Genomic DNA, 14,664 nt, shown 5'->3' with positions numbered 1-14,664 from the left:
AGTTAGAGGGTTTGCGCCCGTCAAGCCACGGGCGGAAGTTCATTGTCATGTATTTTGCGTAATAAAATCAGATAGTTATAAAGGTGCGACATCGTGCCCGCAGCGCAGATGGGGATGCGTCGCGCGAATCCCCCCGGCAATGACCCGCCGATCGGCCATGCGGGCGCTCGAAAAGACCGGCGGCCGACGGGCCCTCAGCTCCAGCCGCCGCCATAGGTGCGGTAGAAGATATGCAGACCGATCTTGGTCATCTTCTGCATCGTGCGCGCCCAGCCTGGATGGACGTACTGGGCGTAGTAATGGGTCGAGGATCCGACCTCCGGAATGAAGATCTTGCCGGCCGTGACCGCCATGGCGATGTCCTGCGCGGTCTTGTAGGCGACCGGGCTGTCGATGCGCTTCTTCCGGCCGTCGCAGGCGAACGAGAACTGGCAGCGGTTGAACCAGCTGTCGTTCTGGTAGACGACGCCGCAGATCGAATTAGGATAGGCCGGATTGCGAACGCGGTTGAGGATGACCTGGGCGACGGCTGCCTGGCCGCGCACGGATTCGCTCCTCGCCTCGAAGTAGATGCCGTTGGCCAGGCATGCCTGTTCCTTCTTGGAGAAGACACTTTCCGGCAGCGGATTCTGGATCCACCAATGGTCGCCCTTGGCCATCGGCGGAATGAAGCGGCCGCTGTTGGGTTGCTCGTCCTGGAGCAGGACTTCGAAGGGCGAGGCCTTGGCATAGTCGGGCGCGGATTGCGCGTAGGCCGTAGCCAGAACATCCGGATGGTCGTTGTTGACCAGCGAGGCGAGCATTGCCGGCACGCCGGGATCCGGCTTCTTGTCCTCGCGCGCATGGAATGCCGAGGCGATCTGGATTTCCTTGCCTTTGATCTGCGGCTTGGCGAAGGCCATCTTCAGTTCGCCGTCCATGCTCGGCCGCATCAGGGACGAGGTCCGCTCGAAGATCGACCCGGCATTGAAGTTCTTCGGCGGAGCGACCGGAGATACCTGAACGATGCGGCCCTTCTTGTCGGCGCGTACGATCCGGTCCTCGTCCGGCGTGGCGTTGGCCTTGCCGCCCTTGCCGCGGAACGACACGGCGCCGATGCCGGGAAGCCTGACGCCGGAGCCCGAGAGCGAACCGGTGGTGTCGGAATCGACGAACGGCATCTCGGCAGCGTGGACCGAGCCGGCAACGGATTTCTCGACATAGGAATTCCAGCGTGCGGTCGGCGCTTCCAGGCCGGAAACAAGGCTTGTCATGTCCTGGTATGCGGCGACGGTCGGAAACCCGATCCAGATGCCGAGGCCGATGATGAACGGAGACACAAAATTGCGTTTCTTCTCACCGGCGGCGGCGACAAGCCGCTTCAACACGCGTCGATGCACGGAACTCTCTCCAGGAACGCTACTGACCCCACTGGAGAGCAAAATGATGCATTAACCTTGATGGGACGTTAACGGAACCGGTCGGGTTTTCTCAGTCGGCTCATGGTCGCGATTTCCGGGGTGGGCGATTTCGACGGCAACGGCAGTCACGCCGGCGCCAGAAAGATCGGCCGGGCGGCCAGCGCGCAGATGGCGGCCGACAGCCAGACGCCTGGCCAGGACCACAAATGCAAGAGCCCGGGAATCGCCACCGGCACCAGGAAAAAGCCGACAAATACGAAGCTGTTGGCGAGGCTGAGCGCGGTGCCGACATGGCCGGCGCCGGCCAGTGTGGCGAGTTCGGTATAGGCAACGCCATGCCAGGCCGAAACGCAGATGCCCGCGACGATCAGGACGACCGGCAGCACGACGGGAAAGATTGCTCCCGTGAAAGACTGGCCGCCGGAGACCGCCGGACCGGCCAGCACAAGCAGCCAGAGCAGACCGAAGGCCAATGCGCTCAGCCCACTGCACAGGCGCAGAAACTGGCGGCGGTTGCCATGGCGATCGGTGAAGCGGCCGCTCCAGACGCGCATGACCATGGCGCCGACCTGCACGGCGGCGAGGCTGGCGCTGATCGTCGCCGTGCCCAGTCCGGCGAAGTCATGCAGGAACACCGATGCGAAGGTGAGCACGGCGACCTGCGGAAAGCAGAGCAGGCCGATGGCGCCCGATATGCGCCAGACCTCCATGTTGCGCAGCGGCGGCCGTCCCGAGACGGCCGCCGAAACGGAATGTCCCTCCCCCATCGGCGGCTCGTGCAGCCACCGCCAGGCAAACAGAGCGGAGAGAGCGGAAGCGCCAGCCAGCAGGCCGAACACCGCGGCAAAGCCGAATGCAAGCGCGAGTGAAGGCAGGACGAGCGCGCCGAGGCCACCGCCGAGCGGCACGGCGGTCTGCCTGATGCTCATGGCAAAGCCGCGTTCGCTGTCCCGGAACCAGGCCATGATGGCGCGGCCGCTCGACCCGTTTACGCTGCCGCCGAGCAGGCCGGTGAGCAGCAGGCTGGCCGACAGCAGCGTGACGCCCGGAATGGCCGACCTTGTCGGCACCACGAACATCGCCATGGCGAGCAGCCAGGCAGCGGTAGCGCCGAGCCCGATCAACAGCACGCGGCGGTCGCCCCAGCGGTCGGTCAGCAGGCCCCAGGGCAGTTCGCTGAGCGCCACGCCCAGCCCCAGAAGACCCAGCGCCATGCCGAGCTGGGCATTGGTGAGTTGATACCCCTGCCTGAGCACGACGGCGGTTGCCGGTATGCCGGAGAAGGTCGCGGAGAAACCGGCATTGGCGGCAACACCGATGCCCAGCACTTTCCAACGGTGGTTACGCCCGAAGACAGGGCCATGAGCAGTGGCAGCCGCGCCCTGCCCGGAAGTTTGGCAATCGTTACGCGTGACTATGGCAGACATGATTCCCTTCCCGTGACGCCGGTCGACCGGCCTTGACGGGATTGATGTAGCGCCATAGGTTCATCCATAAAATCGGGATTTTTCGGATCAATAATCCTGATAATAGGGACAATCTCATGAGACGCGTCACATTCGACCTCGACGTCCTCAGAACATTCATCACCGGGATGGAACTCGGCAGCTTCGCCAGGGCAGCCGAACGGCTCGGCCGCTCGACCTCGGCCGTCAGCGCCCAGTTGAAGAAGCTGGAGGAGCAGGCGGATACGCCAATCTTCCGCAAGGCGGGGCGCGGTCTGGCGCTGACCGAGGCCGGCGAGACGATGCTGGGCTATGCGCGCCGGCTGATCGAACTCAATGACGAGGCGGCCTCGGCCATTCGCGACGTGGAGCTGGAAGGCTGGGTGCGGCTCGGCCTGCAGGAGGATTTCGGCGAGGCGGTGCTGCCTGACGTGCTCGGGCGCTTTGCCCGCGCCCATCCCAAGGTGCGGATCGAAGCCCGCATAGGCCGCAGCCATGAGCTCGCCGAGCGTGTTCTCTCCGGCGGCCTCGACATGGCGCTCGCCTGGCACGACGGCAAGACGCTGCCTTACAGCCGGCATGTCGGCGACGTGCAGTCACGCTGGATAGGCCCGGCGAAGCCGATGGAAGCGGGCCACCTCCATGGGGAGGCGCTGCCGCTGGTGGTGTTCGAAGCCCCCTGCCTGCTGCGCACCGTGGCGACCGAGACGCTGGATCGCGCCGGGCTTGCCTGGCGCATGGCATTCTCCAGCCCCAGCCTCGGCGGCATATGGGCGGCGGTCGCGGCCGGCCTCGGCCTGACGATCCGCACCGATATCGGCCTGCCGGCCAATGTCAGGGCGCTCGCGCCTGGACAGCTCGGCCTGCCGGCACTGCCGAAAATGGCACTGCACCTGCATCAGAAGGACGCCGAGCTCGATCCGGTCGCGGCGCGGCTGGCCGAGATTCTGCTGGAGGCGGTGCGGGACGTGTTGCCCGATGGGACGACGCAGGGCCGGCTGCGGAACGTCGCTTGACCTGGCCTAGCGCTTCTTCGCCCGGCCGGCGAACGGATTGTCCGAGGTCCGCAAGGCGATGCGGATCGGCACACCTGGCAGATCGAAGGCTTCGCGCAAGCTGTTGGAGAGATAGCGGACGTAGCTCTGCGGCATCGCTTCGGGGCGCGAACACTGCACCACGAAGCCCGGCGGCCGTGTCTTGGCCTGGGTGACATATTTGACCTTCAGCCGGCGCCCCGCGACGGCGGGCGGCGGATGATGGGCAAGGATGGCCTCGAGCCAGCGGTTGAGCCTGCCGGTCGAGACCCGGCTGTTCCAAACTTTGTGCGTTCTCAGTACCGCATCCATCAATTTGTCGAGGCCGCGCCCGGTCTCGGCCGAGACCGGCACGGCCTGGATGCCGCGCACCTGCGGCAGCAGCCGCTCGGTTTTCTCGCGCAGTTCCGCCAGCAGTTCCTGCGGATTGTCGATCAGGTCCCATTTGTTGAAGGCGATCACCGGCGCCCGACCTTCGCGGATGATGAGGTCGGCGATCTGCAGATCCTGCTTCTCGAAGGGAATGGTCGCGTCGAGAACGATGATGACGATTTCGGCGAAGCGGATGGCGCGCAGACCGTCCTGCACCGACATCACTTCCAGCTTCTCGTGGATCCTGGCCTTGCGGCGCATGCCGGCGGTATCGAACAGTTTGATCCGACGGCCGCGCCAGTCCCAGTCGACGGAGATCGAATCACGGGTGATGCCGGCTTCCGGCCCGGTCAGCAGCCGCTCCTCGCCGATCAGCGCATTGATCAGCGTCGACTTGCCGGCATTGGGGCGGCCGACGACGGCGATGCGCATCGGCTTGGTGTCATCGTAGGCCGGCTCGGCGTCGGGGTCGGCGATATCCTCGCCGATCAGCACCTCGCCGGAGGCGATCTCCTCGTCGTCTTCGTCATCCTCGCCGAAGACGCGTTCCTCGCCGAGTGCCTCGACCACGGCGTCGCGCAGATCGGGCATGCCCTGACCGTGTTCGGCCGAGACCGGGATCGGTTCGCCGAGGCCGAGCTCCCAGGCTTCCAGCATCCCACCCTGGGCGCCGCGCGCCTCAGCCTTGTTGGCGACCAGCACCACCGGCTTGCCGGATTTGCGCACCACTTCGGCGAAAGTCCGGTCGTCCGGCAGCAGGCCGGATTTGGCATCGATGGTGAAGAAGATCAGATCCGCCTCGCGGATGGCGATCTCGGTCTGCGCCCGCATGCGGCCAGGGAGCGTCGAAGCGCCAGCATCCTCGAAGCCGGCCGTATCGATGACATCGAAATGCAGATCGTAAAGCTTGGCGGCATGAACGCGCCGATCACGCGTGACGCCCGGCGTGTCGTCGACAAGCGCCAGCTTCTTTCCCACCAGCCGATTGAAAAGAGTCGATTTGCCGACGTTAGGCCGGCCGATGATGGCGACTTTGAAGGTCATATCTCAAGACGCGTTGCCCGAGCCGCGGATCAGCTCGGACATCAAGGTGGCCCGCTCGCGCGTGTTGCGCGGGGCGCCGTCATCGGCGGCAATCTGGTCGAACAGCTTCAGCGCGTCCTGGGTCTTTCCTTCCTTCCAGGCGGCAAGGCCTAGCGCCTCGCGAGCGGTGTGACGCAGCGTGTTGGTGTCCGAGGTCAGCGCCTCGACGCGGCTGGAAACGTCGGCGAAGGAACCATGGTCGACGAGCAGCAATGCCGCCCTGAGCCGCGCCATGTCGCGAATGCCCTGGGGAATGGCGGTGTCGGCGGCGACCTCGTCGAAATCCTTGACGGCCGCGGCGACGTCGCCCTTGCTGGCCTTGACGGTCGCGGCACGCATGCGGGCAAGCAGCGGATAGGCGCCGTAGCCATCCTTCTCCAGCTGGTCGAGCGCGGCCAGCGCCTCATCGTTCTTGCCGTCATTGGCAAGCTTGAGCGCCTGGGAGAACGCATCACCGGAGCGGTTGGCGCGCGTCTCGTCCCAATAACGGTAGCCGACGAAGGCGGCGGTGCCCAGCACCACGAGCACAGCGATGGCGATCAGCGCCGGACCGAAACGGTCCCACAGCGCCTGCGCCTGTTCGCGGCGGATCTCGTCATTGACTTCGCGGATGAAACTATCGTCGGACATCAATCAAACCATTCCTGCCCCAAGCCAGGGCGGTTCATGTGCCCGCGTTTTAGCGAAATTTTGTCGGCATGGAAGGGGTTCGGCTGGAAAATCGCCCATTCCGGATGTTTGCCCCCGGGCAAACCGAGGAAAAGCGCAATCGCACCCACGCCACATTTGGGCGATAGCCGGCTTCCTGATCGCCCGGAGCCAGTCCATTTGCCGAAAAACCATCTGTACCGCTTTGTCGCTCTGTCGCTTGCCCTGCCGGCCGCTGCCGGCACGGCTCTTGCCGATCCGCCCGCGCCGCCGTCGACGGCAAAGCCGAAACAGGTCGTCATCATCTCGTTCGACAGCGCGCGCGACATCCCGCAGTGGAAGCGCAGCCGGGCGCTGGCGCAACGCACCGGTGCGCACTTCACCTATTTCCTGTCCTGCGTCTTCCTGCTGTCGCCGGAGACCCGCAAGGAATACACGGCGCCGGGCAAAACAGCGGGCAAATCGAATATCGGCTTTGCCGCCTCCAGGCAGGAAGTGGCCGACCGGCTTGAGCAGATCGGGCTCGCCGCCGCCGAAGGCCATGACATCGCCAGCCATGCCTGCGGCCATTTCGACGGCAAGGACTGGACCAAGGCAGACTGGCTGAAGGAGTTCGCCTCCTTCGAGCATATTCTGGAAAACGCCTACGCGATCAACGGCATCACGCCCGAACCAAAAGGCTGGCGCGATTTCGCGCGGCATGCCGTGGTTGGCTTTCGCGCCCCTTATCTGTCGACCAGCAAGGGTCTTTACGAAGCCTTGCCCGCGGCCGGCTACGCGTTCGATGCCAGCGGCGTTTCGAAGGGTCCTGCGCTGCCGCCGACCACCGGCGGCATAGCGCGCTTTTCCCTGCCGCAGATTCCCGAAGGGCCGAAATCGCGGCCGGTCATCGCCATGGACTATAATCTCTATGTCAGGCATTCTGGCGGCTTCGAGAAGCCAGGCAAGGCGGGCGAGTTCGCGGACCGGACCTATCAGGCTTTTCGCTCCGCCTTCGACGCGCAATACCAGGGCAAGCGCACCCCGTTGCAGCTCGGCTTCCACTTCACGCTGATGAATGACGGCGCCTACTGGAACGCGATGGAGCGCTTTGCCGGCGAGGTCTGCGTCAAACCGGACGTCGAATGCATCAGTTTCCGCGAGTATGTCGAGCGGTTCAAGGGCGGCGAACATACAGTGGGCGGCTGAGCCGCCCACTCTCATCCTTTTCAGACCGGATCCTCAGCGGCTGCCTGCCGGGCAAGATAACGCTGATCGAGGTCCGGCAGCGGCTCACCATGCAGCGTCGCCTCGAAGGCGCGCAGGCGTTTGTAGATCGAGATCAATTCCACGATCGTAGGCCAAGCGTTGACCAGATATTGAAACGAATCGGAAACCTGGCCGAAGGCGGTGCTGATCTGCTGCCATATGCCCAAAGTGATCTTGCCGGCGGCAATGGTCGGAATGAGGATGACGCTGGAAAAGATCGCATCCGCCTGTCCGAAGCCAGCCCGGAAGATGTTGAAATAAGCGTAGTGGAAATAGTACCGGAAATATGTCCGCCGCACATTTTGGAACAACTCGGCCAAGGTTGGCGGCGTGGCCCGGTTGGTATCGTCCTCACCATAGACGAGTTCCTTGCGGTAGGCAGCCTCCACCCGCTGGTTGCGGAACTCCATGCCAGGCAACTTGATGCCTGCGACGGCCAGCAGAAGCGTACCGAATGCTGACCACAGCAACGCCGCGATCACCAGCGAATGCGGAATCGAGCCGATCAGAGGTAGCTCGGTAATGTGGGTCGACAAGGCGTCGAGCACTGGCAGGAAGGCAATCAGCGTCAGCACTGAATCGGCGAAGGCAACGCCCAGCAATTCCATGGTGGTGGAGAAACGCATCGTGTCTTCCTGAACACGTTGCGAGGCGCCTTCGATGTGGCGCAGCCTGGACCAGTTCTGGACATAGAATTCGTTCATCGCGGTGCGCCAGCGGAAGATGTAATGGCTGACGATGAAACGCGTGACGACATAAAGCGATATGAACATGAAACCGATGAGGGCGTAGATCCAGAACAGGCTGTAGAGCTCCGAGGCTGACACCGCGCCCGGGGTGGTTAACGCCTTCTGGAAAAGGTCGAAAAACGGCCCACGCCAAGTGTTCAACGCGACGTTGAGCTGAACGCTGATATAAGTCGAAAACAAAATGAAGGCGGAAACCAGGATGGACCAGTTCTGCCAGGGATGCGGCGCGTAGAACCGCCAAAATAGGTAGAAAGCGGCCAGCATCACCGCAAAGTAGATATAGAACCAGAGGAAGGGCGGCGACCAAAAAATGGGAATGCCGAGGATAGGTGGCGCGCCGGCCGCCGCAAGGGGGAAACCAACATGCGCGCCCAGTTCCTGACCGCCGAAGAACCAGAAAAGAATACCCGCAAGGCTCCATAGGGCGGCCGAGGTGAAAAACAGCTTCGGCTGCGGGAAGAAGGATACGAACACTGTGGCGAATTCCTCGATCTGTGCGCAAATCAGCTGGGTTCAGCGGGCATAAAGTCACACATTAGGGGGAAAGAAAATGCCTGCCCGATGCCCGATGCCGAGCAAGACCACAAATCATGGCGATTTTGGCACGGCCGACCATATGATGAGGCCGGAGAGGACCAGCATGGCCGCGGCGACGATCGAGGCGAGGAAGAAATCGCCCGACGCCTGGGCGAGCAGTCCGGCGGCGATCGGGCCGATGATCTGGCCGAGGCCGAAGGAGGCCGTCATCAAGGCAAAGATGCGGCGCGGCGCCTTTGGCGCCTGCTGCCGCGCGGCCTGCAGGCCAAGTGCGGTGATGGCGATGAAGGTGCCGCCGAGCAGCAGGCCGCCAAGCAGCGGCCCCGAATATCCGCCAAGCGCCACGCTGGCGGTAACGCCGATCACTTCGATGAAGCATGCCAGCGCGTAGGCGGCGTAGAGACCGATGCCTGCGGCGATCTTCTGCCACGCCCATGTCGAGGGGAAACCGGCAAGACCGGCGACCATCCATACCATGGCCTCGAAGACGCGGCTGCCGCCGCCCTGCCGGACAATGGCGACCAGGAATGTCGCCGTCACCACGTAGCCGAAACCGAACAGGCCGTAGCCAATGATGACCTTCATCAGCGAGCGGTCTTTCGGCAGCGCCGGCTCGCGCGCGGCCTCGTCATTGGCGATCGGCCCTTCGTTGACCAACAAGGCGACGATGATGAAGCCGCAGGCCGAAATCGCCGCCGACCACAACCAGCCCTGCGCCCAGCCGGCGTGCTCGCTGACCAGGACCGCCATCATCGCCGCGGAGATCGCAATACCGAGGCCGACGCCACCAAAATGCCAGGCCTGGAGGTCGCCACGGCCGGCGGCGGCGATGTGACTGAAGACGATGCTGGCCATGAACACCATGACGAAGGCGCTCGCCAGCCCCGCCAGGAAGCGGATGACGAGGAAAGCGGCCATGGTGTCGGACAGTCCCATCAGCGCGGCAAGCAGGGTGCTGGCGCCGAGACCGGCCAGCATCAGCAGGCGTTCGCGCCTGTGCGCCCAGCCGCCCGCCGCGACCAGTGCGCCGACGAGGTAGCCGAGATAGTTGGCCGACGCGATCCACCCGGCATTGGCCGGCGACAGATGCAGTTCCTGCATCATGCCCGGCAGGATAGGCGTATAGACGAAACGGCCGATCCCCATCGCCACGGCCATGGCGACCATGCCGGCGAAGGCGTAACGCAGTGCTGTCGGGTTGGCAGGTGTCATTGCAGTGCACAATAAGTGCACGCGCGGCCCAAACAATCGGCTTGCGTTGGGCCAGCGCATTGCGATGGCCCAATTCCCGGGAGCATGAAGTTCGCGTCAGGCGCGGAGCATGATGTCGCCAGAAAACCGCCTTGCGCCTTTCTGCTCAGCAGCGGCCGCCAAAGCCGGCGTGCAGCGAAACGGTCTCATGCGCCGTGCGCCGTGCCGTCAAGCGGAAAGGCACATCGCCAAGCTCGCGCTCCGACATGGTGCTGAGAACCGGATGGGCGAGCGGATCAGTCAGCCATCTCGTCTTATCGGTGTCGGACTTTGCCTCATCCGGCAGAGTGGCCGCGAACAGGACTTTCAGTGATGACAACATCCTCAGCATGTTCCGGCTCCGCGGGTCTATTTCCCTTGGATAAAATCCGTCGTCCGGTCATGTCTTTCAATTGAGATTTCGGCCGGATCGGTTTAGAAAATCTGAAATGACCATGCTCAATCGCGTTCATCTCAACGGTCTTCGGGCGGTCGAGGCCGTCGCCCGCCTCGGATCGCTGGCAGCGGCGGCCGGCGAACTCAACGTTTCCGTCAGCGCTGTCAGCCAGCAGATCAGCCGCACCGAAAAGCAGCTTGGCCAGGCGCTGTTCGAGCGCACGGCAAGCGGCCTCGTGCTGACCGAGTTCGGAACGGTCTTCGCGACCCGCCTGGGCGCCGGCTTTCGCGAACTCGCCCAGGCCGTGGCTCTGGCCGACGAGGCCACCCAATGCACGCTGGTGGTTTCGGCCGCGCCCGCCTTTGCCTCGAAGTGGCTGCTGCCCAGATTGTCACGCCATTTCGACCGGCATCCCAATGTGCTGCTGCGCATCGATGCTTCGGTGCGGCTCGCCAACCTCGATCACTCCGACATCGACATCGCCATCCGGCTTGGTGACGGCAAATGGCCCGGCGGCAAGGCGGAACTGCTTCTGGCGCAGGAAGTCTTTCCCGTCTGCGCGCCCGTAATTGCACGAAAACTGAAGTCGATCGGCGATCTCGCCCAGACCTGCGCCATCACCGACGAACGCGCCATGATCAACTGGGAAAGCTGGTTCGCGGCCGCCGGCGTTCCACCGGTCACGTTCCAGAAGGGCGCGCGCTTCACCGACCCGATGCTGTGCCTGGAATCGGCGATCGCCGGCCACGGCGTCATGCTGGGCTGGCAATTGCTGACGGCGGACGCGCTGGCCGACGGGCGGCTGGTGGCGCCTTTCGGTGTCCGCGCCCAGAGCGGGCTCGGCTACTGGCTGGTGACTTCGGCCACAAAGCCCGAAAGCCGCAAGGTCCGGCACTTCAAGGCCTGGATCAGGGAAGAGATCGAGGCGACGATGGCGCAATTCGGATCGGCCGCCAGGCGTGGCGCCGAAGCGATGGCGGTGGAAAGCACCGGAGCGCCGGTCTATGGTGAGACTGATATCAAACTACGGCAGGCAGGATCATGACCACACATTCGCGCGGCGTCTCCGCAACGATCGACCCGGTGAAGCTCGACAGGCTGGCGGAAGTCGCCATCAAGGTCGGGCTGCAATTGCAACCCGGACAGGACCTGGTACTGACCTCCTCGATCGCCGCACTGCCGCTCACCAGGCGCATCGTCGAACATGCCTACAAAGCCGGCGCAGGTCTGGTGACGCCGATCTTCAACGACGACGAGATCACGCTGGCGCGCTTCCGCTATGGCACTGAGGCCGGTTTCGACCATGCCGCCGGCTGGCTCTATGAGGGCATGGCCAAGGCCTTCTCCAACAACGCCGCGCGGCTCGCCGTGCGCGGCGAGGATCCCTCGTTGTTGTCGGCGCAGGACCCGGCGAAGGTGGCGCGCGCCAACAAGGCCAATTCGATGGCCTACCAGCCGGCGCTGGAAAAGATCACAGGCTTCGACATCAACTGGAACATCGTCGCCTATCCCGATCTGGCCTGGGCCAGGCAGGTTTTCCCCGATGATGCCGACGATGTCGCGGTGGCCAAGCTCGCCGATGCGATCTTCGCCGCGTCGCGGGTCGATGTGGAGGACCCGATCGGCAACTGGGCGGCGCACAATGCGGCGTTGCGCAGCCGCACCGAATGGCTCAACGGCCACAATTTCCATGCATTGCATTTCACCGGCCCGGGCACCGATCTGACGGTTGGTCTGGCGGACGGCCATGAGTGGATGGGCGGCGCCTCGACCGCGAAGAACGGCATCACCTGCAACCCCAACATTCCGACCGAGGAGGTCTTCACCACGCCGCATGCCAGACGGGTCGAGGGCCATGTTTCCTCGACCAAGCCGCTCTCCTATCAGGGCACACTGATCGACGAGATCTCGGTGCGCTTCGAGGGTGGGCGCATCGTCGAGGCAAAGGCCTCGAAAGGCGAGGACGTGCTGAAGAAGGTGCTCGACACCGACGAAGGCGCGCGGCGCCTCGGCGAGGTGGCGCTGGTGCCACATTCCTCGCCGATCTCCGCCAGCGGGCTGTTGTTCTTCAACACGCTGTTCGACGAGAACGCGGCCTGCCACATCGCGCTCGGTCAATGCTATTCGAAGTGCTTCGTCAACGGCGCCTCGCTCAGCCAGGACGAGATCACTGCCCGCGGCGGCAACAAGAGCCTTATCCATATCGACTGGATGATCGGCTCCGACAGGATCGACATTGACGGCGTCAACAAGGACGGCAGCCGCGTCCCGGTCATGCGCAAGGGCGAGTGGGCCTGAGGGCTTCCATTTAGCGCTGGCTTTTAGACGTCGGCGGGACAGCGCCCCCCTCTGTCCTGCCGGACATCTCCCCCACATGGGGGGAGATCAGACGTCACGCGGGCTTTCGCCAATCACCAACGTTGCACGGTAGGCGAGGCGCCGGAACCGCCAATCTCCCCCCTCGTGGGGGAGATGTCCGGCAGGACAGAGGGGGGCGCGAAGGAACGCGACGGTGAAGGACTTATTTCACCTCACCGCCGCCTCATAAACGTCCGGCTTGAAGCCGACGAGAACACTGTCCCCCACCTCAAGCACCGGCCGCTTGATCATCGTCGGCTTGGCCAGCATCAGCTTCTTGGCTTTCTTCTCGTCGAGCCCTGCCTTGTCCTTGTCGGGCAGTTCGCGAAAGGTCGTGCTGCCCTTGTTGAGCAGCTTTTCCCAACCAACCTTGCCGATCCAGCCGTCCAACCTGCCGGGCTCGATCCCTTCGGCGCGATAGTCGTGAAAGCGATAGGGAACGTCATGGCTCTCCAGCCAGACACGCGCCTTCTTGATCGTGTCGCAGGTGGTGATGCCGTACATGGTGATCGTCACGACTGACCTCTTTGGATGACATTGCGAATCCCGCCGAGCCTAGGCCCGCCCTGCCCGGTTTGCCAGCGCTTCGCCATTGTTCAAATTCGGCGCTTGCCAATACTAAGGTTTTTTCCTAAGTAATGCTTTGGTCAAATTGAATGAGGAGGAGGAAAACCATGGGCAGGCTCGTCGTTGCGGAATTCATATCGATCGACGGCGTGTCGGAAGCGCCGGGCGGCGAGCCCGGCTACCGGCACACGAATTGGGTCGGCAAGCGCCACGAGGCCAAGCAGATCGAGCACAAATTCAAGGAGGTGCTCGATCATCAAGCGCTGCTGGTCGGCAGGGTGACCTATGAAAGTTTTGCCGGTGCCTGGCCGACCTATAAGGGGCGGTTTGCCGACCGCATGAACGGCATGCCGAAATATGTCGTTTCCTCGACGCTGAAAGATCCGGCCTGGAACAACACCACCGTCCTGCAGGGAGAGCCGATGGCGGCCGTAGCCAGGCTCAAGCAGAGCCTCAAAGGCGATATTCTCGTCGGCGGCAGCCGCACGCTGGCCAATGCGCTGCGCCGCCATGACCTGGTCGATGAATACCGGCTGATGGTGTTTCCAGTCATCCTGGGCAGCGGCGCGCAGTTCTTCGACCGGACCGAGGACGCGACGAACCTTCGGCTGGTGGCTACGCAGTCCTTCCCCAACGGCGCGGTCGAACTAACCTATCAGGTCCTGCGCGGCGAGGAGATCTGACGATGGGCTTGCAGACCGCCAACCCGGGCACGCCGCCAATCGACGGCATCTTCCGTGCCCTTGCCGACCCGACGCGGCGCCGTGTCGTCGAGCGGCTGAACAGGAGCCCGGCCTCGGTCAGCGAACTGGCGCAGCCTTTCGAGATGGCGCTGCCCTCCTTCATCGAACACCTCAAGGTGCTGGAAGGCTGCGGGTTGGTGCGTTCGGAAAAGATCGGCCGCACCAGGACCTATCAACTCTCGCCCGAACCGCTGAAGCTTGCCGAAGGCTGGCTGGCCGAACAGCGCACGCTGTGGGAGCGCCGCCTCGACCAGTTCGACGCCTATGTCATGACCCTCAAGGAGCAGGAAAAGTGAGCTATCCCTTCAAGCCGGACCCCAGACTGGACCTGACACTGGAGCGAGTGCTCGATGCGCCGCGCGAATTGCTGTGGCGGGCCTGGACGACACCTCACCATGTCAAGCAATGGTTCACGCCGAAGCCCTGGATCGTCACCGACTGCGAGATCGACCTCAGGCCCGGCGGCCTGTTCCGCACCCGCATGCAGTCACCCGACGGCCGGGAAGTCAACGACCGCCATTGCTGCTATCTCGACATCGTGCCGAACGAACGGCTGGTGTGGACCGATGCGCTGCTGCCCGGCTATCGGCCGTCGGGAGAGCCCTTCATCACCGCGGTGATTTCGCTCCGGCCCGAAGGCAAGGGCACGCGCTACACGGCAACCGCCATTCATCGCGACGAGGCCACCCGCAGGAACCATGAGGAGATGGGCTTCTTCGACGGCTGGGGCACGGTCGCGGACCAGCTTGCGCGGTATGTGAAGACGATTTGAGCCGCCGCATGATGGCCGGTATCGGCCGGCCATCATGCCTGGTTTTCCGACCTGGAGCGGCAAGAGCGGGCTCCGATCGGT

General features: G+C 63.8%; 15 protein-coding genes. 7 read left to right on the top strand and 8 right to left on the bottom strand.

Annotated elements, in window-relative coordinates; genetic code table 11:
- Nucleotides 1-194 precede the first annotated feature (194 nt).
- Both FFS37_RS26930 and FFS37_RS26925 read right to left on the bottom strand, forming a co-directional pair.
- Complete coding sequence (locus FFS37_RS26930; protein WP_137934011.1) at nucleotides 195-1,379, bottom strand: cell wall hydrolase; 1,185 nt, start codon at nucleotides 1,377-1,379, stop codon at nucleotides 195-197.
- 146 nt (nucleotides 1,380-1,525) lie between these two features.
- Nucleotides 1,526-2,827 carry an MFS transporter gene (locus FFS37_RS26925; RefSeq protein ID WP_137934010.1) on the bottom strand — a complete coding sequence of 434 codons (1,302 nt, stop codon included), beginning with the start codon at nucleotides 2,825-2,827 and terminating at the stop codon, nucleotides 1,526-1,528.
- A 116-nt stretch (nucleotides 2,828-2,943) separates the two neighbouring features.
- Between FFS37_RS26925 and FFS37_RS26920 the strand changes: the two genes are divergently transcribed.
- On the top strand, nucleotides 2,944-3,861 hold the full coding sequence (locus tag FFS37_RS26920) for a LysR substrate-binding domain-containing protein (protein WP_137934009.1): 918 nt from the start codon (nucleotides 2,944-2,946) through the stop codon (nucleotides 3,859-3,861).
- A 6-nt stretch (nucleotides 3,862-3,867) separates the two neighbouring features.
- On the opposite strand, the gene der is transcribed toward FFS37_RS26920, so the two are convergent.
- Both der and FFS37_RS26910 read right to left on the bottom strand, forming a co-directional pair.
- Nucleotides 3,868-5,295 carry a ribosome biogenesis GTPase Der gene (gene der, locus FFS37_RS26915; protein ID WP_137934008.1) on the bottom strand — a complete coding sequence of 476 codons (1,428 nt, stop codon included), beginning with the start codon at nucleotides 5,293-5,295 and terminating at the stop codon, nucleotides 3,868-3,870.
- 3 nt (nucleotides 5,296-5,298) lie between these two features.
- Complete coding sequence (locus tag FFS37_RS26910) at nucleotides 5,299-5,964, bottom strand: tetratricopeptide repeat protein (RefSeq protein ID WP_137934007.1); 666 nt, start codon at nucleotides 5,962-5,964, stop codon at nucleotides 5,299-5,301.
- 198 nt (nucleotides 5,965-6,162) lie between these two features.
- Between FFS37_RS26910 and FFS37_RS26905 the strand changes: the two genes are divergently transcribed.
- Entirely contained in the window at nucleotides 6,163-7,170 is a 1,008-nt protein-coding gene (locus FFS37_RS26905; RefSeq protein WP_232375783.1) for a polysaccharide deacetylase family protein, read from the top strand.
- A 20-nt stretch (nucleotides 7,171-7,190) separates the two neighbouring features.
- On the opposite strand, the gene sbmA is transcribed toward FFS37_RS26905, so the two are convergent.
- The 3 genes from sbmA to FFS37_RS26890 all read right to left on the bottom strand — a co-directional run bounded on the left by sbmA (nucleotide 7,191) and on the right by FFS37_RS26890 (nucleotide 10,098).
- Entirely contained in the window at nucleotides 7,191-8,453 is a 1,263-nt protein-coding gene (gene sbmA, locus FFS37_RS26900) for a peptide antibiotic transporter SbmA (protein WP_137934006.1), read from the bottom strand.
- A gap of 114 nt (nucleotides 8,454-8,567) precedes the next feature.
- Nucleotides 8,568-9,728, bottom strand: a complete 1,161-nt coding sequence (locus FFS37_RS26895) for a YbfB/YjiJ family MFS transporter (protein ID WP_137934005.1) — start codon at nucleotides 9,726-9,728, stop codon at nucleotides 8,568-8,570.
- A gap of 145 nt (nucleotides 9,729-9,873) precedes the next feature.
- Nucleotides 9,874-10,098: a hypothetical protein gene (locus FFS37_RS26890; RefSeq protein WP_137934004.1), complete on the bottom strand. Its 225-nt coding sequence runs from the start codon at nucleotides 10,096-10,098 to the stop codon at nucleotides 9,874-9,876.
- A 97-nt stretch (nucleotides 10,099-10,195) separates the two neighbouring features.
- On the opposite strand from FFS37_RS26890, the gene FFS37_RS26885 reads away from it, so the two are divergent.
- The gene (locus tag FFS37_RS26885) at nucleotides 10,196-11,188 is read left to right on the top strand and encodes a LysR substrate-binding domain-containing protein (protein ID WP_137934003.1); all 993 of its coding nucleotides are present in this window, start codon (nucleotides 10,196-10,198) and stop codon (nucleotides 11,186-11,188) included.
- The gene (locus tag FFS37_RS26880; RefSeq protein WP_137934002.1) at nucleotides 11,185-12,441 is read left to right on the top strand and encodes an aminopeptidase; all 1,257 of its coding nucleotides are present in this window, start codon (nucleotides 11,185-11,187) and stop codon (nucleotides 12,439-12,441) included. The genes FFS37_RS26885 and FFS37_RS26880 overlap by 4 nt, the downstream gene beginning before the upstream one ends.
- Nucleotides 12,442-12,669: 228 nt before the next feature.
- Here FFS37_RS26880 and FFS37_RS26875 read toward each other — a convergent pair whose 3' ends face one another.
- Entirely contained in the window at nucleotides 12,670-13,017 is a 348-nt protein-coding gene (locus FFS37_RS26875; RefSeq protein WP_137934001.1) for an ArsC family reductase, read from the bottom strand.
- Between the two features lie 158 nt (nucleotides 13,018-13,175).
- On the opposite strand from FFS37_RS26875, the gene FFS37_RS26870 reads away from it, so the two are divergent.
- From FFS37_RS26870 to FFS37_RS26860, 3 genes are read left to right on the top strand one after another with little or no spacing between them, the layout of a single operon-like run.
- The gene (locus FFS37_RS26870) at nucleotides 13,176-13,751 is read left to right on the top strand and encodes a dihydrofolate reductase family protein (RefSeq protein ID WP_137934000.1); all 576 of its coding nucleotides are present in this window, start codon (nucleotides 13,176-13,178) and stop codon (nucleotides 13,749-13,751) included.
- Nucleotides 13,752-13,753: 2 nt separating this feature from the next.
- Nucleotides 13,754-14,107: an ArsR/SmtB family transcription factor gene (locus tag FFS37_RS26865; protein WP_137933999.1), complete on the top strand. Its 354-nt coding sequence runs from the start codon at nucleotides 13,754-13,756 to the stop codon at nucleotides 14,105-14,107.
- Complete coding sequence (locus FFS37_RS26860) at nucleotides 14,104-14,583, top strand: SRPBCC family protein (protein WP_137933998.1); 480 nt, start codon at nucleotides 14,104-14,106, stop codon at nucleotides 14,581-14,583. Before FFS37_RS26865 ends, FFS37_RS26860 begins: the two co-directional genes overlap by 4 nt.
- The last annotated feature ends 81 nt before the right edge of the window (nucleotides 14,584-14,664 follow it).

Origin of the sequence: Mesorhizobium comanense, from assembly GCF_005503535.1 — a bacterium.
In the GTDB taxonomy this organism is placed as follows: Bacteria; Pseudomonadota; Alphaproteobacteria; order Rhizobiales; family Rhizobiaceae; genus Mesorhizobium; species Mesorhizobium comanense.
The sequence above is the reverse complement of the archived record's forward strand: the minus strand, read 5'-3'. Positions and strand labels throughout refer to the sequence as shown.